Genomic DNA, 19,010 nt, shown 5'->3' with positions numbered 1-19,010 from the left:
ATGTGGCCCAGTCCAGATCTCTCAAGACGATAGCGTTCTGCGATCTGACCGTATCTGCCTTTCCACCTCCTGAAGCCGACCAAAAGTGCGGTATCGGTGATCGTGCATTTGACGGATCGTGCCTCCGGCGGGGCTGTAGAGCGTCGAGAGACGCGACATCGCGCTCATGGCTTCCTGCAGCGATCCGTATCGGCCCGCGGCAGCGGCTCCAAGCATCGCGCTGCCGAGCAGAACCGGTTCCTCCGTATCGGCGACAGCCACCGGCAGATTTGTGGTGTCCGCCAGAATCTGACGCACGAGGTGACTTTGCGCCGCACCGCCGCTGGCGATGATCAGGTCGAAGGCCATGCCGTTCTGCGACAGCTTGTCCAGCAACTGCCTGAGGCCATAGCCGATGCCGCAGAGCCCGGCGACAAACAGCGAAACCAGGCTGGCGATATCGGTTTCCAGCCCGAGCCCCGCAATGACGGCGCGCGCATCGGGGTCCGCATGCGGCGATCGGTTGCCCATGAATTCGGGCAGGACGTGGACAGTGCCGGCAAGTTCAACGGCCTGGGCGAGATCTGGACACAGTCTCGTCGCTTCGCGGTCGAGCCAGCTTACGAGCGATATCCCGTCGGCTTCGGCCCTGGAGCGCGCTTCAGCGGATGCCGGGTGCATCGTGACCAGGTGATCGATGGCAGCGCCGGCTGCCGACTGGCCACCTTCGGTCAACCACAGTCCAGGGACCATCGACGAATAATAGGGGCCCCATACACCATCGACAAACACGGGATTGTCGCTGGAGGCCATGGAACAGGCGGATGTCCCGAAAATATAGGCGAGCCTGTTTCGAACGTCTGCGCGGCCTTCTGGATCTTGACCGCCGAGCGTGCCGATGCCGCCCGCATGGGCGTCGATCAGGCCTGCACCGACAGGGGTTCCCGGCCTCAGGCCGAGATCGGCAGCGGCCTGTTCCGTCAGGCCGTCTGCAACCGGCGTTCCCGGATCGACGATGTCGGTTCCGATCCGCTTGAAGCCTTCGTCGGCGAGTTCTCCAAGGCCAATCGCCCTGAAGTACCGGCCGTCCCAGCGCTTCTCATGGGCGAGATAGGTCCATTTACAGGTGACGGTGCAGGCCGAACGGCTGAGCGATCCCGTCGCGCGAAAGGTCAGATAGTCGGCGAGATCGAAGAAATGTCCGGCATCGGAAAACGATCGTGGCAGGTTGCGCTTCAGCCAGAGAAGCTTTGGCGTTTCCATCTCCGGCGAGATTTTCCCGCCGACATAACGCAGGACTTCGTGCTCTCCGGCGTTGATCTCGGCCGCCTCGCCGGCGGCGCGATGATCCATCCAGACGATGACATTGCGGTCGGCCTCTCCCGAGGGGCTGACCGAGACCGGCATCCCGTCAGCGTTGACGACGACCAGCGAGCAGGTCGCGTCGACACCTATTCCCGCAACCGCCGACAGCGGAATACCGCCGGAACTGACGGCTTCGCGAACGCTCTCGCAGACCGCCTGCCATATCTGCTCGCCGGATTGCTCGACGATATTGCCGGGCTCGTGCCAGATGGTGATCGGGCGTTTGGCGGAGGCCAGCAGGGTGCCCGCTTCATCGAACACGCCGGCCCGCGCGCTGCCTGTTCCCACATCGATGCCGATAAAGAAGCGGGTCATGACTAGAGATCCGTGCTGAGAGGCAAAATGACGAGATCGCGAATAGTGATGTTGCGGGGTCTCGAGAGCATGAACATCACGGCTTCGGCGACTTCCGTCGCCTCCATCAAACCTCCCGCCGCGATCGCCTCATCGAGTTTCGCCTGGGGCCAATCGCTGATCAATGCGGTGATGACAGGCCCGGGTGCGACCGCGCCGACGCGGATGCCGTGTTTGGCGACCTGGCGCCGCACGGTGTGAACGAACGCCTGCACCGCATGTTTCGAGGCAGTGTAGATCGGCTCCCAGACGACCGGCACCAGGCCGGCAATCGAGCTGGTCATGATGATATCGCCGGTCTTGCGCTCGACCATATGCGGCAGCACGGCCTGGACGGAACGGAAGGCGGCGTTGATATTGAGGTTGAGCATGCGATCCCAGGCATCCGGGTCGCCCTCGACCACCTCTCCGCCGATATAGGCGCCGGCATTGGCGTGGAAGATATCGAGCTTGCCGAACCGGTCGAGGATGCGGGGCATCATCGTTGCGACGCTTGCGGAATCGGTGAGATCGATCGCCAGCGGAAAAGCGTTCGGCCCCAGTTCCGAGCAGAGTGTTTGGAGCGTATCGCCGGCCCTGTCGACCAGAGCGACGCTGACGCCTTCGGCCAACAGGGCTCGGGCGCATTCGAGGCCGATGCCCGACGCCGCACCGGTCACTGCGGCCACCTTTCCGGAAAGATCCTGTCTCATGTCGTTCCTTGCTTCAATATTATAACAATCAGTATGGGAGCCGCGTTGGAGCCGATTGCAGTGGCCCGGCCCGGCTTGTGCCCCGATCAGTGAAACAGATGCGCAGCCTGCGGGTTGAACTGAAACTCGGCGGCATCCCCGAACGCCAGTTCCACATCCACCGGGATTGCGGCGACCACGCGCTCGTTTTCGGCGGTATCGACCGCGATGATCGTCTCGGTTCCCAGACGCTCGACCAGCGCAATGCGCCCGCGAAGAGCTCCTTCGCCGTCTGTCGGCGGGCCGGGTTTCAGGAATTGCGGCCTGATCCCGAGCCAAGCCGGATCACCAACCGAAAAGCCTCTTCCCTTGACCGGGATCGGGGACATCGTATCGGAGGCGACTATCGCAGTATCGCCGGCGACGGACTGCACCTTCACGGGCAGGAAATTCATCTTCGGCGCACCGATGAAGCCTGCCACGAACTTGTTTGCCGGGTTCTTGTAGAGTTCCATCGGCGAGCCGACCTGCTGCACCAGGCCGCCGTCGAGCACGACGATCTTGTCGGCAAGCGTCATCGCTTCGATCTGGTCGTGGGTGACGTAGATCATCGTCGCCCCCAGGTCGCGATGCAGCTTGGCAAGCTCCATGCGCATATCCACGCGAAGCGCGGCGTCAAGGTTCGAAAGCGGTTCGTCGAACAGGAAGACGCCGGGCTTGCGCACGATCGCCCGGCCGATGGCGACGCGCTGGCGCTGGCCACCGGAGAGCTGGCTCGGCTTGCGCTCGAGCAGATGCTCCATCTTCAGGATACGGGCCGCCTCGCGCACCCGCGCATCGAGCTCGGGTTTTGGTGTCTTGTTCAGGGAAAGCCCGAAGCCCATGTTGTCATAGACGGTCATATGCGGATAAAGCGCATAGGACTGGAACACCATGGCGATCCCGCGCTCGCGCGGCTGCACCTCATTGCAAAGCCGGTCGCCGATATAAAGCTCGCCGCCGGATATGTCTTCGAGCCCCGCGATCATCCGCAGCAGCGTGGACTTGCCGCAGCCGGAAGGCCCGACAAACACCACGAATTCGCCGTCCTTGATATCGAGGTCGACGCCCTTGATGATATCCACGGCACCAAAACTCTTCTTGAGCCCGGCCAGACGCAAACTTGCCATGCTTCCTCACTTTCCTTGAAGTCTTCGGGCGCGGCACCGTTGGACAAACCACCGGACCGCACCCGTCGCCCACGGTCCGCCTGTGGGCAAAACAAACGTTCTAGACCATCCCATCCCGGCAGCGTGCACCGCCGGGCCTGCCGGTTCGCGGTCAGGCGTCTTCCAGTTCCCTTGCGCGCTCGGTGCTGTCCTTGACGCGCAGATAAGCCCCCCTGGCGATCAGCTGGCGGCGAAGTTCCCTGACATCGATATCGGCGGGCGGGCGGTTACTGCGCACCGAGATCTTTGCCGCCCGTCCTGCCGCTTCGCCCATCGCCATGCAGGTCGCCATGACGCGGATCGCGCCCATCGCCTCATGGGTGGTGGAAATCGCCCGGCCGGCGACGATCAGGTTGCTGACCTTGGTCGGGATCAGCGATCGATAGGGGATGTCGTAGCAGTCGCCGCACCAGATCAGCGTGCAGCCGTCGTCTGCGGGGCGGTGGATGTCGATCGGATAGCTGGCAACGGCAATCGAGTCGTCGAAATGGCGGCAGCCGAGCACGTCCTCCTGGTTCATCACATATTCGCCGATGATCCGGCGTGTTTCGCGGATGCCGAGGAAAGGTGCCGTCTTGGTGAAATAGGCCTTCTCGAAACCCGGAACGTAGTTGATGAGATAGGTGACGATGTCGTCGATCTGGCCGCGGGCCTCGATTTCGCCCATCGTGAGGCTGGATGCATCCGTCCCATCGACGCCCTTGACGCGGGTCATGTTGATCCAGACTTCGCCGGCCTTCAGGCCGGTGATGATGATCGTGCGTTCATTGGCGATCTTCAGGCCCATCTCGGCCTCCGCCTTGATGATCAGCTCGCGCAGGCCAACCACGATGAATTGGTTGTTCTGACCGAAATACTCCGCCGGGATGAAGTCGGTGAGATAGGTGCGTGCCTGTGGCGGCTGGTTGGCGATGCTGAGGCGCAGCTTTTCGGTATCGACGCCGGCTATGCAGAACATCAGCGTTGGCGGCTGCATGCCGCCATTTTCGTTGCCCTTCTCGCAGGGGACGCCGGCGCGATAGGCGACGTCCGCGTCACCGGTGCAGTCGATGACGACCTTGCCGAGGATCGCGCCGCGGCCGCTCTTGCTCTCGGTGATGACCCCGCGGATCATGTCGCCGTCCATCACGACGCCGGCGCAGAAGGTGTAAAACAGCACCTCGACGCCCGCTTCCGTCAGCATTTCGAGCGCCACGGTCTTCACTGCTTCCGGTTCGACGAGCGTGATCCCCATGTGGAGCGGGCAGGGCCGGTGTTCGCTGGCGCCGTCGCGCGCCTTGAGGCGGTCGATGAATTTTTGTGGCAGGCCTTCGATGATCTGGTTGCCCTTCTGGCCGAGGAAACCGAGGACCGGAAGGCCGATGGTCATGTTGCCGCCGACGAAGCTGCGGCTTTCGACAAGTCCCACCCGAAGCCCGTCTTCCGCGGCGGCGAGCGCCGACGTCAGGCCGGCCGGTCCGCCGCCGATAACGAGCACGTCATATTCCGCCATGACAGGGGTTGCCCGGGCGGGCTCCTGGATCGATCGACTGGTGGTGTTCAACATTGTCCTTGTCTCTTTCGTGGATGGACCTTCAGGGTCCCGCATCAATCATGCTAATTTCGGCGATATCCGACGTCCGGGCGGCTCGCGCCCGGACGGTCTTCACAAATGTTCAGGCCTGAAGCAGGGGCTTCACGCGCGTGGCGATCGAGGCCACGGCTTCCTTGACCTCCTTGCGGCCGAGGACGGCGAGCTGGACTTCCTCCAGGAAGATCGACTGGGCACGTGCCGCTTCGGGGAAGGGCGGGAAGGCGCCGCGAGCATTCTTCAGCACCGCGGCCTCGACGGCGGCGACCGGGCTGTTCGCGGCGAAGGACTGGTCTGCATAGGTGGAGACGCGGACCGGGCCATTGCCATTCTTGGCCATGCCGAGCGTGGCGCGCTTGCTGGAGACTTCCTTGATGAACTTCCAGGACAGGTCCTTGTCCTTGGAGTTCGCGGGGATGACCATGCCCCAGGCCTCGACGATCGAGGACATCGGCATCTTGCCCTTGAGGCCCGCCGAGATCGGGAATTCGATCGCCTTGATCTTGCCGGGGTACTTGCTCTGTTCCTTGTTGTTGAGTTGAGCGAAGCGCGCGAAGGGCAGCACGGTGAAGGCGGCGCGGCCCTGCTGCAGCCAGGTCACCTGGTCGTCGTTTTTGGTGGTCGCGTAGCTGCGCGGCAGGGCGCCGCCCTCGAACATCTTGCGAAGGATGGTCAGGCCCTTTTCCATGGCCTCTGGATTCGGCAGCAGTTCGAACTTGGCGTTGATGAAATCGCCGCCGAAGGCGCGGGCGAACATGACCGGGAAGACGGCGAGGTCGCTTGCCAGCACCATGCCGGCGACCGGCGTGCCGGCCTTGGAGGTGAAGGTAAGCTTCTGGGCCTGCTCCACCAGTTCTTCGAGCGTCGTCGGCGGCGCGGTGATGCCCTGCTCTTCGAGGAGCGCTTCGTTATAGAAGAGGCCTTGGGTCGCGTGGCGGACCGGAATGCCGATCAGTCTGCCGTCGACGGTCATGCCTTGCACGAGGCCCGGTGCGATATCGCCGAAGTCCTCGATGGCATCCTTCTTGAGATAGGCATCGAGCGGCTCGAACATCGCGGCGATCTGCTTGGTCGGGCGGTTGTCGACGATGTAACCGACGTTGAAATCGGTCGAGCTGAGGCTCGCCTCGCGGAACAGGCGGTCCTGGAGCGGATTGGAATCAAACGTCGTCCAGACGACGTCGGCATCGTTTGTCGCGCGCCAGTCCTTGAGCAGGTCACCGTCGCCGGTGCCGAGCACTGTCTGGTGCACCTTGTGGCTCAGGACGTTGAGCGTCTTGCCCGCCGCAAACGACGGCCCAGCGGCGAGCATCGCCGCTCCTCCCATAGCGGTGCCTAAGAAGCCGCGCCGTGTGATGTTGGTAAGCAATTTGTCTGACATGATTTCCCTCCCTTGCAGACAGTTGAATAACCCGGGTGACTAACCCTTGGTCGCGCCGGCGGTGAGGCCGGCCACGAGATAGCGGTTCATGAAGATGACGAAGAGCAGAACCGGTATGAGCTGGACGGTGGACGCCGCAAACAGCACGCCCCAGTCGACGCCGTCGATCGATCCGATCATTTCGGAGATCACCAGCGGCGCGGTCTTGGCCTTGGTCGCGGTGAAGATGAAGGCGAACAGGAACTCGTTCCAGGCAAAGACCACCACGAAGACGGCGACCGCGAGAATGCCGGGTGCCGCGAGCGGCACGATGACGCGCCTTAAGATCGTCAGCCGCTTGGCGCCATCGATCTGGGCCGCTTCGTCGAGTTCACGCGGAATCTGGTCGATGAAGGTGCGCATCAGCACCGTGCCGAGCGACACGAAGAAGGTCGCGTAAAGCACCATCAGCACGATATGCGTGTCGTTGAGGCCGATCGCGTTGATGATCGGAAACAGCGGCAGCGTCACCACGATCGGCGGAATGAGGCGCACGATGATCAGGAACATCACGCTCGCATCCAGCATCCGGCTGCTGTAGCGCGAATAGACGTAACCCGCCGCCGTGCTGGTGGTGATCGCGATGATGGTCGCACCGGCGGTGATGATGGTGCTGTTCAGAAGTCCGGAAAAGAACACGCCCCAGCCGTTCCAGAGTTCGACATAGTGCTGCACTGTCGGCGAGAAGACGAGTTTCGGCGGTACCGCAAAAATGTCCTGGCCGGGCTTGAACGACGACATGACGAGGAAGGCGATCGGAAACAGCGACCAGACGAGGATGACCGCGACCGCGACTGTTTTTCCAAGGCCGATGGCGAGCTTGTCAGTGCGCATTGCCGGCCACCTGCTTGCGAAGGAGGAAGACATAACCGGTCGCCAGAAGCAGCGAGGCGAGCACCATGATCCAGGCCGTGGCGGCCGCCGTGCCGAAGGCGTTGAAGCTGAACGCCTCCTGATAGAGATAGACCGCGACCACTTCCGTCGAGCGGGCCGGCCCGCCCTGGGTCATAAGCCAGACTTCCGAGAAGATGCGGAAGGCAAAGATGTAGCGGAACAGCAGCGCCACGACGATTGCCGGCCCGAGCAGCGGTATCGTCACGCGGCGGAAGGCATCGAAAGGCTTGGCGCCGTCGATGCGGGCCGCCTCGTAGAGATCCTTCGGGATCGCCAGGCGCGCCGCATAAAGAATGATGAAGGTGAAGGGCAGGTGCAGCCAGATGGTCAGCAGGCCGATCATGATCAGGGCGTGAGACGGCTCGAAGGACCAGTCGAGCATCGGCAGGCCGAGCCATGTGAGCATGGCGGTGACCGGGCCGACATCCGGATCGAACAGGAAACGCCACATGGCGACGGCGATGACTTCGCTGACGGCATAGGGCGCCAGGACCGCAACGAGGAGAACACGCCGGCACGGCAGGCCGCTTGCAAACAGCAGCGCCATTCCAAGCCCGAGAGCCAGTTCCAGATGGACTGCGAAGATGACGATGAGGACGGTGTTGCCGAGCGCCAGCAGGAAGGCCGGATCGGTCAGCACCTTGATATAGTTCTGAAGGCCCACGAAGGTCGCGGACTGCCCGAAACTGGAGGCATGCAGGCTGAGCCAAACGACATAAAACGACGGTATGACGATGACACTGAGGATCAGTATCTGTACCGGCGCGAGGAATGGCACGACCTCGGTGATCTTGTTCAAACGCAAAATGCTCCTCCCATGCGAGCGTAGTCTTTGACTGGCGTTCTTGCCCGACGCCTAGTGAATGCGGTTCGGTCGCTCCTTGACCTTGTCCGGCGTATCGGCCGCCTGTTCCTCCACAACTTTCAGAAGCCCCTCCACGGGCGGTGACACGAGGCGGCGGGTCGAATCCCGGACCTGAAGGCTGGTGTTGAGAATGCTCGGCGACGGCGCCGAGGCATCGCCCCGCATGCGCTTCTGCAGCCGTTCCCAGGCAAGGCGAGCGATCTCGTCGACCGGCTGGCGGATCGCGGTGAGCGCCGTCTTGCGGGCGCTCATCCATGTGTAGTCGTCGAAGCCGATGATCGAGACCTGGTCGGGAATGTCGATCCGCTGTCTGGCGAGCGCGGTGAGTACGGCAAGCGTGGTGACGTTGGTCAGGGCAAAAACCGCCGAAGGCAGCGGATGGCGTTCGAGCCAATGCGCAAAAATCTCGGCGCCCCGTTCGGCATTGGAGCCGAGCGCGATCGCAACGGGCTCGCGGCCGATCATCTCGCGCATGATCGACGTGGCGCCGCGGACACGCTCGCGAATCGGCGCGATATCGAGATGCGATGCCGCCAGCACGATATCAGTATGCCCCATCTCGACGAGATAACGGCCGGCGATTTCTCCCGCCTCGAAATTGTCGATCGTCACCGTATCGGCGGTGGCCGATTGCGGGATCACACGGTCGACGAGCACGGTCGGCAGATGCCCGACTTCGCGGGCAAGTGCTGCCGGTATCGTATCGGAGCAGGGCACCGCGATAATGCCCGAAGGCCGCCAGCCGAGCAGCGTCTGCAGCCTGGATTCCTCCAGTTGCCGGTCGTCTCGCGAGCTCGCGACGATGACGTCGTAACCGTCCTTCAGCGCCATCACCTCGATGCGCGAGATGAGCGAGGTGAAGAACGTGTCGTCCAGATCCGGCACGAGGACGCCGACCACCCGGGCCTTGCCGGATTTCAGCTGCGAAGCGGCGCGGTCGATCTGGAAGGAAAGGTCCTTGGCAGCCTGCTCGACCTTCTCGCGCAGATCGTCGTTCACCGGCTTGCGGCCGCTGAAGACGTTCGACACGGTGGCGATCGAAACGCCTGCACGTTCGGCGACTTCCTTGAGCGTTGCACGTTTGCGGGACACCGCAGCCTCACTGTTAAACGTTTTACCGTTAAACGTTTAACAGGTCCCGTCGGATAAGCAAGAGAAAATGCGTGCCGGGTGTCTGCCGGAAATAATTATGCCAAAGATTGCGGGCTCGCGGCCGGTTCCTCGATCGCCTGGATCGCATCATAGGCGGCAAGCACGGTCTCCATCTGCGCCGTGTGACCCTGAATGAAAGCCGGACCATAGATGGTTTCGTCCGGATATTCGGTGATCAGTGTCAGTGGAACCATGTGGCGGTCGTCGATCGAGATCAGGCAGGGGAAGCCGTTGATGATGCGGAAGCCGGTTTCACCGGCGTGGGTTTCGAAAAGCCTGATCTGTGCGGCGTTATAGGCGACGAGGCCGGGAATGGCGGCGAGGTGGCGGCTGACGCGGTCGATCAGGATTTCCGCCTGTTCCGTCCATTCGGCGTGATGGCGCATGATCAGGAAGAAGCCCTTCGGGACCGTCCACATGGCGAAGGTGCGCGGCACGTAGCCGGAAAGCGGCCGCGTCCATTCATGCGAGGGATAGCCGTGCAGGTTGACGTGCAGCCTGGCGCCGCTCAGCCGTTCCGCCTCGATGCGGATCGCCTTTTCGAACAGGTCCTTGCCGGAGCGATATTCGAGATCGTCGCCAAGCGCGGTGTAGCGTGCAGCATGGTGCATGTGCAGCGGGTTGTCAGTGCGCAGCCGCCAATGCACCTGGTAACCGTCGGGATTTTCGAGCGGGGATATGACGAAATGCGAATTTGGCCGTGAGTGAAGCGTCTGCGCCGCGCGCAGTGCGCCGACGATGCCGGTCGTCTCGTTTGCATGCTGGCCACCGCTGATGATGACCGGCTTGTCAGCGCCTGAGTGATAACGAGCTTCGACAGCGCGGCCGCTCCGCGAGCGGGCTTCGAAGGCGACGCCATCGATTGCCGCGAGTTCCTTGCGGATCTGGGCCACGGAGACCGGCGACACGGCTGAAGCGAGACGCTGCGGCTCGGTCACCGCCTCGGAAGCCCACAGCGGCCGCGTTTCGACGCGGACGGAGAGGGTCTCACCGTCGCGGATTTCCGGGATGATCTGGCCCGGCTGCAGGCCACGGTCACCGATCGGCCGGCCGGCTTTCTTCTGGAAGACTTCGAGAAGCGAGAAATAGAAATCCTCGTGCAGCGCCTCGCGCAGGCTGACGACCTCTTCGCCCACGGCCAAACGCCGGTCTTCGGCCGGCAGGGTGACAGCGATGTTGAGCTCGTCGAAATAAGGCTCCGTCGCCCCCCAATCATGGGCCGCGACGGCTTCGACGGCTGAGGAGAACAGCAGTTCGTAGTCGGTCTCCAGCCGTTCGCCGACGCCGCCGTCGAGGCACAGCCAGCCGGTCGGCGACAGCAATGTTTCGCCGATGAAATCCGTGTGGAGCCGGTTCGGCGCGAAAATTTTATGGGTTTCCGTACTGCCGACCTTTGCGGTCAGCGTCAAAGCGTAAAAGGCATCTTCGACCCCCGCTTCGAAGGTCAGCCGCGCTTCGTTTACAAGACCGGCCAGAGGATAGGCCTCGAGCAGGAAACGGTTTTTCGGGCAGGCCGTGTGAACCGGATAAACAATGTGCAGGGCAGAGAGGTTGTCGAGATCGACCTCTTCGAGGAGGAAATGCAACAGGGGCTTATAGGCGCTGCGGAACTTTGCCTCGACGCCGGTGGCGGCGAGCTTCGCTTCGGCCTGCCTGCGGGTCTTCTCGTCGTCGAAAACCCAGGCCTCGATCTTCGTGCCTCGGGCGCCGGAAAAACGTGCGACGAGGGCATCGAGCGTGCGCTCGACCTGCTGTTCGTGGATCAGTGTCATGCGGAGGTTCTGCCTGTGGGATCGAGACTGTCGCGCAGCCAGTCGCCGAGGAGGTTGAGGCCAAGGACGGTGAGGAGGATGGCAAGGCCGGGGAAAACGCTGACCCACCAGGCCGTCTGCAGATAGGTGCGGCCCTCGGCGAGCATGCCGCCCCAGCTCGGGATGGTCGGGTCGATGCCGAGGCCGAGGAAGGTGAGGCTCGATTCGAGCAGGATGTTGGTGGCGACGTTGAGCGTCATCAGCACGATGACCGGGCCGATCAGGTTGGGCAGCAGGTGCTGGACGATGATGCGCCAGTTCTTGACCCCGATGGCGCGGGCCGAAAGGATGAACTCTCGCTCGCGCAGCGTCAGCACCGAACCGCGCACCAGGCGGGCATATTGCACCCATTGTGAGACGATCAGCAGAATGATGGTGTTGGTCAGCCCACCGCCGACGATGGCGATGAAGGTGATGGCGAGCAGGATGAAGGGGAGCGCCAGCTGGATATCGGCAAACCGCATCACCAGCATGTCCCAGATGCCGCGGTAATAACCGGCGATCAGGCCCATGAAGACGCCGAAAACGACGCCGCCCGCGACAGAGACGAAACCGACCAGCAGCGAGATCTTGCCGCCGGCCATGACACGGGCGAGGACGTCGCGCCCGAGCGGATCGGTGCCGAAGACATGCGCTGGCCTGACGAACGGCGGAACGAGGCGCGACATCAGGTCGATCTTTTCGGCGCCGCCGGGAAAGATCACGCCGGAGAAGATGACGGCAAGACCGATGACGCCGACCAGCAGGGCGCCGAGGACGAATTCGAGCTTCAGGAAATTCGAGGAAGCAGTGCGCGAGGCCATGGCTCTCACTCCGTCCGGATGCGGGGATCGACGAGGCCGTAGGCAATGTCGACGAGGAGGTTGATGCCGATGATCATCAGCGACAGGACGGTGATGACCGCCTGCAGCACCGGATAGTCGCGGGCGCCGACGGCGTCGAAGGCGAGCGTGCCGAGGCCCGGCCAGTTGAACACCCGCTCGACGACGACGATGCCGCCCAGCAGGCCCCCGAACTGCAAGCCGAAATAGGTGATCAGCGGAATGGCGCAGTTGCGGAGTGCATGTTTATAAAGCACGGCGTTTTCGCTGAGCCCCTTGGCGCGGGCGACCATGATATATTGCGAGCGCAGCGTCTCCAGCATGGTGGTGCGTACCAGGCGGACATTGGTCGCCGTCAGGATGATGCCCATGGTGACGGCCGGCAGGATGAAGCTTTCAAATCCGTCCATACCGCTCGGCGGCAACAGCGGCAGCGCGATCGCGAACAGCAGGACGAGCATCGTCGCCAGCCAGAAATTTGGAAACGACAGGCCGACGAGCGACAGGATGCGGATCAGCTGGTCGGCCCATTTGCCGCGGGCGGTGGCGGCCTTGATGCCGAGCGGAATGGAAATCACGATCGAGACGATCAGCGAGGTGAAGGCGAGCGCCAGCGTCGCCGGCAGCGCCTTGCCGATCAGCAGCGATACCGGCGTGCCGCCCAGAAAACTCTTGCCGAAATCGAGCGTGAAGATGCCCTTCAGGAAATTCAGGTATTGTACGAAGAACGGTTCGTTGAGGCCGAGACCCTCGCGGATGCGCACGAGATCGGCCTCGGTGACGCTGCCGGCGCCTTGCGTCAGCATCAGCGCCGGGTCACCGGTGAGGCGGATCGCGAAAGCGACCGTCAGCGTCACGGCAATCACGACGAAAATCGCCTGCAGAAGGCGTTTTACCAGGAATGCGGCCAATCTCTCGTTCCCTTGTTTTCTTGTCGGAGCCGCCGCCTCCGATTGGAAGGCGGCGGCTCCGCGAAGTCTTAGTCGACGGTGACGTCGGTGAACTTCAAACGGCTATCCGGCACCGGCGTAAAATTCTTTACGCGCTTGTTGATGCCGAAGATGGCGTTCAAGTTGTAGAGCGGCATTTCCAGCGCCCGGTCGGCTGCGTAATGGGCGATTTCCTGCAGAACCTTCTCGCGCTCGGCGACATTGGTGATGGTGCGCTGCTTGGCAAGCAGTTCGTCCATCTTCGGGTCGCTGTCGTAGGGGTTCCACTTTTCGCCGGTATGGTACATGGCGACGGCCGTGTTGTCGTAGTCGAGCGTCCAGCCGCCCCAGGACTGCTGGAACATCGCGCCGGTCTTGCCGCCCGGAATGATGTCGTTCAGGAGAACGTTGGTCTCATAGGGCTTGATCGTCGCGGTGATGCCGATCGTCTGCAGATAGGCGGAGATCGCCTGGGCGACTTCGATGAAGGTCGCTTCGTTGCCGCGAAGGTCGATTTGTACGGCAGCGCCCGGCGCGACGCCGGCTTCTTTCAGCAGAGCCTGTGCCTTGACCGGATCGTAGGGAAGCGGCTTCATGGCCTTGTCGAAGCCGAAGGATAGCGGCCCCTGGAAGCTGGCGATCGGCTGTGCCTGGCCGCCGAGGATCGACTTGATGATCGCGTCGCGATCGACGCCCATGATCAGCGCCTGGCGAACCTTCGGATCCTTGGTGATGCCATCGCGGGTGTTGAAGCGCAGTGCGTAGACTGTCGGGCCCGGCGAGGTGACCACGGCGAGCTTGGAATTGCCCTGGATGGTCGGGATCATGCCGATCGGAATGGTCGGCGGGATAACCAGATCGACACGGCCGGCCTGCAGTTCGGCAACCGCTGTCGCCGGCTCGGAAATGAACTTGTATTCCAGATCCGAAATTTTCGGCGCGCCGCCGAAATAGTCCGGGTTGGCGGCGAGAACGATGTTCACCTTCGGCTCGTAGGAAACGAACTTGAAGGCGCCGGTGCCGACTGGATGGGCGTTGAAATAGGCGTCGCCCTTTTCGGCGATATATTTCGGCGGCACGATCATCGCGCCGTAACCGGCGAGCTTCGTCAGGATGACCGGATCGGCCACCTTCAGCTTCATGTCGATCGTGGTGGCATCGATAACGTCGACGCTGCCGATCGAATTGTAGTTGGACTGCTGCGGCCCTTTGGCGCCTTCCGGGCCGAGCAGGCGGTCGAAGGTGAATTTTACCGCTTCGGCATTGAAGGCTTCGCCATTGTGGAATTTCACGCCTTCACGCAGCTTGAAGCGGATGCGCATACCATTGTCGAGCACTTCCCAGGAGGTCGCAAGGCCCGGGACGAGCTTGAGGTCAGGGCCGCGATAGGTGAGGCCGTCAAAGATGTTGGTCGAGACCGAGGCCCAGTTGACCAGGAAAGTGTCGATCGGATCCCAGCTGCCCGGATCCTGCGGCGAAGACACCGTCAGCTTGCCGGCGGCGAGCGCCGAGACCGGCGCGAACGCCGTGCCTGCGAGCGCCATCGCCACGAATGCCGTCCGCAAACCCCTCTGCATTTTTATCATCGTTTTTGCTCCTGTTGAAAAACCGAATGTCAAATCGTCACGCGCTGCGCGCCACGTAATGTCCTGGCGCGATCTCCTCCCGGGCGAGAAGCACCGGTTCGTTGCCGACAGCCCGGACCGGGCTTGGAATATCGCCCTCGATCATCGCCAGCGGCTTGCGGCGGCGCGGATCGGCGACCGGCACGGCTGAAAGAAGCCGGCGCGTATAGTCGTGAGACGGCGTTTCGAAGATCTGGCGGCGATTGCCGAATTCCATGATCTGCCCGAGATAGAGCACCGCCACCCGGTGGCTCATCTTTTCGACCACGGCCATGTCATGGCTAATGAAGAGGTAGGCGAGGCCGCGCTCTTCCTGCAGGTCCATGAACAGGTTGATGATCTGCGCCTGGATCGAGACATCGAGTGCGGAAAGCGCCTCGTCGGCGATGATCAGCTTCGGTTTCGAGGCGAGCGCGCGAGCGATACAGACGCGCTGGCGCTGGCCGCCGGAGAACTCGTGCGGATAACGGCGCGCATGCGCGGAGGTGAGGCCGACCCGTTCGAGCAGGGCATCGACGGTTTTTGCGATCTCCTTCTCGCTGTCGAGTAGGCCGTGGGTGCGGATCGGTTCGGCGATCGAGAAACCGACCGTCTTGCGCGGATCGAGCGAGGCGAACGGGTCCTGAAAGATATATTGCACGTCCCGGCGCAGGTTGTGCCGTTCCGCCATGGTCATTGCCGAGAGCGGCTTGCCCGAAAAGGTGATATTGCCGGCCGTTGCCTTCTGAAGCTGCTGGATGGTGCGGCCGATCGTCGACTTGCCCGATCCGGATTCGCCGACCAGCGCCAGCGTCTCGCCCGGATGGATGTCGAAGGAGACCTTTTCCACAGCGTGGACGCGGTGGGTGACCTTGCCGAGCAGCCCCTTCTTGATGTCGAAACGAACCACGAGATCGCGTACCGACAGCAGAGGGTCGGCATCGTAGCGGGCCGTATCCTGGATGCGTTCGACGCCTGAAAGCTTCGGTTCGCCATCTTCGAGCACGGTCAGCGGCAGGCGCTTGGGGAATTCCTCGCCGGTCATGCTGCCGAGCTTCGGCACTGCTGCGAGCAGCGTGCGCGTATAGGCATTGGTCGGCTTCTCGAAAATATCGAGCGCCTTGCCCTTCTCCACCGCCTTGCCCTTCCACATCACCACCACGTCGTCGGCCATCTCGGCGACAACGCCCATGTCATGGGTGATGAAGATGACGGCGGCACCAAGTTCTTTCTGCAGGTCGCGCAGGATATTGAGGATCTGCGCCTGGATGGTGACGTCGAGCGCGGTGGTCGGCTCGTCGGCGATCAGCAGCCTTGGCCGGCAGGCAAGTGCCATGGCGATCATCACGCGCTGGCGCATGCCGCCGGAAAGCTGGTGCGGATAACGGGTCAGCAGTTCCGCCGCATCCGGCAGCCGCACCATGTCGAGAAGCCGCTTCGCCTCGGCAAGTGCTGCGCTGTTCGACTTGCCCTCGTGCAGCTTCAGGATTTCGGCCACCTGATCGCCGATCGTGAAGACCGGGTTGAGCGAGGTCATCGGCTCCTGGAAGATCATCGAGATCTCCTTGCCGCGAATGCTGCGCATCTTCTTCTGGTCGAATTTCAGGAGATCGATCTCGCCGCCTGATGTCTGGAACAGGATGCGGCCGGTCGGGTAGTTGGCGCCGAGCATGTCCGCAAGTCGCATGATCGACAGCGAGGTGACCGACTTGCCCGAACCGGATTCGCCGACGATCGCGACGGTCTGGCCGGCCGAAACGGAAAAGCTCAAATTCTCGATGACGCGGGAGGCGCCGAACTCGACCGAAAGGTCATCCACGGCCAGAAGCGGGGTGGGGGCGGTTGGCGTCACTCGGGGAGCTCCTGCCGGATAGTGGCGGCGCAGGCCGCCCGGATGAGGGCGTCGACAGGGGGACCCACAAGATGCGCATGACCTTCGGCACGGCAGTTGTTGGCAGCCACGCTCACCGTCATCTGCCTGCTCTCCCATATATGGCGGGCCCGAATTTCTTTCGGTTTTTCCGTCACCTGCCTCACCCTTGCCTTGATAAGAATATGTCATCACTTTGTCGACATTTTGTCAACGGCGCAATAGGCTGATTTTGGCCGGTCTAGGTGACGGTGTTCAGGGAGCGGGAAAATGCAAATCCTGCCTTACCAAAGACCGCGGCCTGTGGTTGAATTTCGCCAAGGGAGGAAACATGAAAATCACCAAGCTTGAAACTGTGCGCGTCGCAGAGCGTGCGAACCTGTTGTGGGTGCTTGTCCACACCGACGAGGGAATTACCGGCCTCGGCGAAACCTTTTTCGGCGCCGAGACCGTGGAGAGCTACATCCACGAATATGTCGCTCCGCGGGTCATCGGCCGCGACCCGCTCCAGATCGACCTCCTGGCGCAGGAGCTGGTCGGTTATATCGGGTTTCGCTCCTCAGGAGCGGAAGTGCGGGGCAATTCGGCGTTCGATATCGCCCTCTGGGATATTTTCGGCAAGGTCACCAACCAGCCCATCGCCCAGCTGCTGGGAGGCTTCAGCCGCCGGGAAATCCGCACCTACAATACCTGCGCCGGCACGGAATATATCAAGAAGGCCACCGGCCAGGCGACCGCCAACTACGGTCTGACCGGCGGCACAGCTTACGACGATTTGAACGGCTTTCTGCATCGTGCCGACGAACTGGCCTTGTCGCTGCTCGAGGAGGGCATCACGGCGATGAAGATCTGGCCGTTCGACGCGGCTGCAGAGAGGACGAAGGGCCAGTATATCTCGATGCCGGACCTGAAGCTTGCGCTTCAGCCTTTCGAGAAGATCCGCAAGGCCGTCGGCGACCGGATGGATATCATGGTCGAGTTCCATTCCATGTGGCAGCTCCTGCCGGCCATGCAGATCGCCAAGGCCCTGACCCCTTACCAGACCTTCTGGCATGAAGATCCGATCAAGATGGACAGCCTGTCGAGCCTCAAGCGTTATGCGGAAGTATCGCCGGCGCCGATCTCGGCCTCGGAGACGCTCGCGACCCGCTGGGGTTTTCGCGATTACCTGGAAACCGGCGTCGCCGGCATCGTCATGCTCGACATTTCCTGGTGCGGCGGCCTTTCGGAAGCCCGCAAGATCGCGTCCATGGCGGAAGCCTGGCATCTGCCGGTCGCGCCGCACGACTGCACCGGCCCGGTGGTTCTCTGCGCATCGACGCACCTGTCCCTCAATGCACCGAACGCACTGGTGCAGGAAAGCGTGCGCGCGTTCTACAGGACGTGGTATCGCGATCTGGTGACGGCGCTGCCGGAGGTGAAGAACGGCATGATTACTGTTCCGCCAGGTCCGGGTCTTGGGCTGGAGCTCAACCCTGAGCTCGATCGCGCCTTCACCGTCAGCCGGCGGATGTCCGACGCCTCCATTTTCTAAGGTGCTACTGAAATGACGATATCCTCGGCGACCATGCTCAGAACCGCGAGCATGACCGGCCCGATGCTGATGCTTCTCGGCATGTTGATGTTCGCCTTGAACGACGCCATGGGCAAATGGCTCGTCGCGAATTATGGGCTGGGTCAGGTTGTCCTGATCCGCAGCCTTGCGGCGCTGATCATCCTGGTGCCGATGGTCTGGAAGGCAGGTTTCAGCAACCTGCTGACCGTCGAACGGCCCGGCATGCAGTTCTTCCGCGTGGCGTTTTCGACGGCTGAAGTGTTCTGCTTCTATTATGCGGTCATGTACCTGCCGCTCGCCGACGTCATGACCTATTGGCTGGCGGCGCCGATCTACGTTGCGGCGTGTTCGCCCTTCCTGCTCGGCGAAAAGGTCGGCTGGCGGCGCTGGACGGCGATTGCCGTCGGCTTCGTCGGCGTCATCATCACGCTCGAACCTTCGAGCGCCATGTTCAGCATGCCGGCGGTCATTTCGATCGTCGGCAGCGCCGCGTTTGCCTTCATGCTGATTTCCGGCCGCTTCCTGCGCGGTACGCCGGATAGTGCGCTGGTCTTTTTCCAGGTCGTTGGCGCCGGCCTCGCCGGCCTCGCCTTCGCGCCGATGAACTGGTCGCCGATCGCGTCGAACCGCGACCTTCTTCTGCTCGGACTGCTCGGCATCGTCGCCATGGCGGCGCATATGCTGGTCAACCGCGCCCTCAAGATCTCCGATGCGGCGACCGTCGCGCCGCTTCAATATACGTTGCTGCTCTGGGCGGTGATCTTCGGCTGGATGTTTTTCGACGATATGCCGCGGCTCGGCATGATGGTCGGGGCAGCCCTGATCGTTGCGTCCGGCCTCTTCATCTTCATCCGCGAACAGATGCTCAAGAAGCGGCAGAGCGTGCTTCCCGCCATTCCCGAATAGAGAAAGCCCGCGATCGCTCGCGGGCTTTCCCAAATG

The 19,010-nt window shown here is 62.4% G+C and carries 15 protein-coding genes; 2 read left to right on the top strand and 13 right to left on the bottom strand.

The annotated features are described in order from the left end of the window. Nucleotides 1–21: 21 nt before the first annotated feature. From ACZ9IU_RS29290 to ACZ9IU_RS29230, 13 genes are all read right to left on the bottom strand, one after another. Nucleotides 22–1,659 carry an FGGY-family carbohydrate kinase gene (locus ACZ9IU_RS29290; protein WP_040124350.1) on the bottom strand — a complete coding sequence of 546 codons (1,638 nt, stop codon included), beginning with the start codon at nucleotides 1,657–1,659 and terminating at the stop codon, nucleotides 22–24. A gap of 2 nt (nucleotides 1,660–1,661) precedes the next feature. Beyond that, nucleotides 1,662–2,390, bottom strand: a complete 729-nt coding sequence (locus ACZ9IU_RS29285) for an SDR family oxidoreductase (protein ID WP_040124351.1) — start codon at nucleotides 2,388–2,390, stop codon at nucleotides 1,662–1,664. Between the two features lie 86 nt (nucleotides 2,391–2,476). Then, nucleotides 2,477–3,538 (bottom strand): ABC transporter ATP-binding protein, encoded by a 1,062-nt coding sequence (locus ACZ9IU_RS29280; RefSeq protein ID WP_040124353.1) that lies wholly within the window; start codon nucleotides 3,536–3,538, stop codon nucleotides 2,477–2,479. Nucleotides 3,539–3,689: 151 nt separating this feature from the next. After that, nucleotides 3,690–5,123 carry an FAD-dependent oxidoreductase gene (locus ACZ9IU_RS29275; RefSeq protein WP_051900352.1) on the bottom strand — a complete coding sequence of 478 codons (1,434 nt, stop codon included), beginning with the start codon at nucleotides 5,121–5,123 and terminating at the stop codon, nucleotides 3,690–3,692. A gap of 109 nt (nucleotides 5,124–5,232) precedes the next feature. Further along, the gene (locus ACZ9IU_RS29270; protein WP_040124355.1) at nucleotides 5,233–6,528 is read right to left on the bottom strand and encodes an ABC transporter substrate-binding protein; all 1,296 of its coding nucleotides are present in this window, start codon (nucleotides 6,526–6,528) and stop codon (nucleotides 5,233–5,235) included. A gap of 39 nt (nucleotides 6,529–6,567) precedes the next feature. Continuing rightward, complete coding sequence (locus ACZ9IU_RS29265; protein WP_040124357.1) at nucleotides 6,568–7,401, bottom strand: carbohydrate ABC transporter permease; 834 nt, start codon at nucleotides 7,399–7,401, stop codon at nucleotides 6,568–6,570. Further along, nucleotides 7,391–8,260, bottom strand: a complete 870-nt coding sequence (locus ACZ9IU_RS29260) for a carbohydrate ABC transporter permease (RefSeq protein WP_244447595.1) — start codon at nucleotides 8,258–8,260, stop codon at nucleotides 7,391–7,393. Before ACZ9IU_RS29260 ends, ACZ9IU_RS29265 begins: the two co-directional genes overlap by 11 nt. 57 nt (nucleotides 8,261–8,317) lie before the next feature. After that, nucleotides 8,318–9,418, bottom strand: coding sequence for a LacI family DNA-binding transcriptional regulator (locus ACZ9IU_RS29255; RefSeq protein WP_040124360.1), 1,101 nt, complete (start codon nucleotides 9,416–9,418; stop codon nucleotides 8,318–8,320). A 95-nt stretch (nucleotides 9,419–9,513) separates the two neighbouring features. Then, nucleotides 9,514–11,250, bottom strand: a complete 1,737-nt coding sequence (locus ACZ9IU_RS29250; protein ID WP_040124361.1) for a M14 family zinc carboxypeptidase — start codon at nucleotides 11,248–11,250, stop codon at nucleotides 9,514–9,516. Continuing rightward, on the bottom strand, nucleotides 11,247–12,092 hold the full coding sequence (locus ACZ9IU_RS29245; RefSeq protein WP_040124362.1) for an ABC transporter permease: 846 nt from the start codon (nucleotides 12,090–12,092) through the stop codon (nucleotides 11,247–11,249). Before ACZ9IU_RS29245 ends, ACZ9IU_RS29250 begins: the two co-directional genes overlap by 4 nt. 5 nt (nucleotides 12,093–12,097) lie before the next feature. Next, nucleotides 12,098–13,021 carry an ABC transporter permease gene (locus tag ACZ9IU_RS29240; protein WP_040124364.1) on the bottom strand — a complete coding sequence of 308 codons (924 nt, stop codon included), beginning with the start codon at nucleotides 13,019–13,021 and terminating at the stop codon, nucleotides 12,098–12,100. Nucleotides 13,022–13,089: 68 nt separating this feature from the next. Next, complete coding sequence (locus tag ACZ9IU_RS29235) at nucleotides 13,090–14,625, bottom strand: ABC transporter substrate-binding protein (RefSeq protein WP_040124365.1); 1,536 nt, start codon at nucleotides 14,623–14,625, stop codon at nucleotides 13,090–13,092. Between the two features lie 37 nt (nucleotides 14,626–14,662). Continuing rightward, nucleotides 14,663–16,495, bottom strand: a complete 1,833-nt coding sequence (locus ACZ9IU_RS29230; protein WP_040124366.1) for an ABC transporter ATP-binding protein — start codon at nucleotides 16,493–16,495, stop codon at nucleotides 14,663–14,665. Nucleotides 16,496–16,844: 349 nt separating this feature from the next. Between ACZ9IU_RS29230 and ACZ9IU_RS29225 the strand changes: the two genes are divergently transcribed. Both ACZ9IU_RS29225 and ACZ9IU_RS29220 read left to right on the top strand, forming a co-directional pair. After that, nucleotides 16,845–18,047, top strand: coding sequence for a mandelate racemase/muconate lactonizing enzyme family protein (locus ACZ9IU_RS29225; RefSeq protein WP_040124367.1), 1,203 nt, complete (start codon nucleotides 16,845–16,847; stop codon nucleotides 18,045–18,047). Nucleotides 18,048–18,080: 33 nt separating this feature from the next. Beyond that, a complete protein-coding gene (locus ACZ9IU_RS29220) occupies nucleotides 18,081–18,974 on the top strand; it encodes a DMT family transporter (RefSeq protein ID WP_040125711.1) in 894 nt (297 codons plus the stop codon). The last annotated feature ends 36 nt before the right edge of the window (nucleotides 18,975–19,010 follow it).

The sequence above is a fragment of the Mesorhizobium sp. USDA 4132 genome (assembly GCF_056279545.1).
The sequence above is the reverse complement of the archived record's forward strand: the minus strand, read 5'-3'. Positions and strand labels throughout refer to the sequence as shown.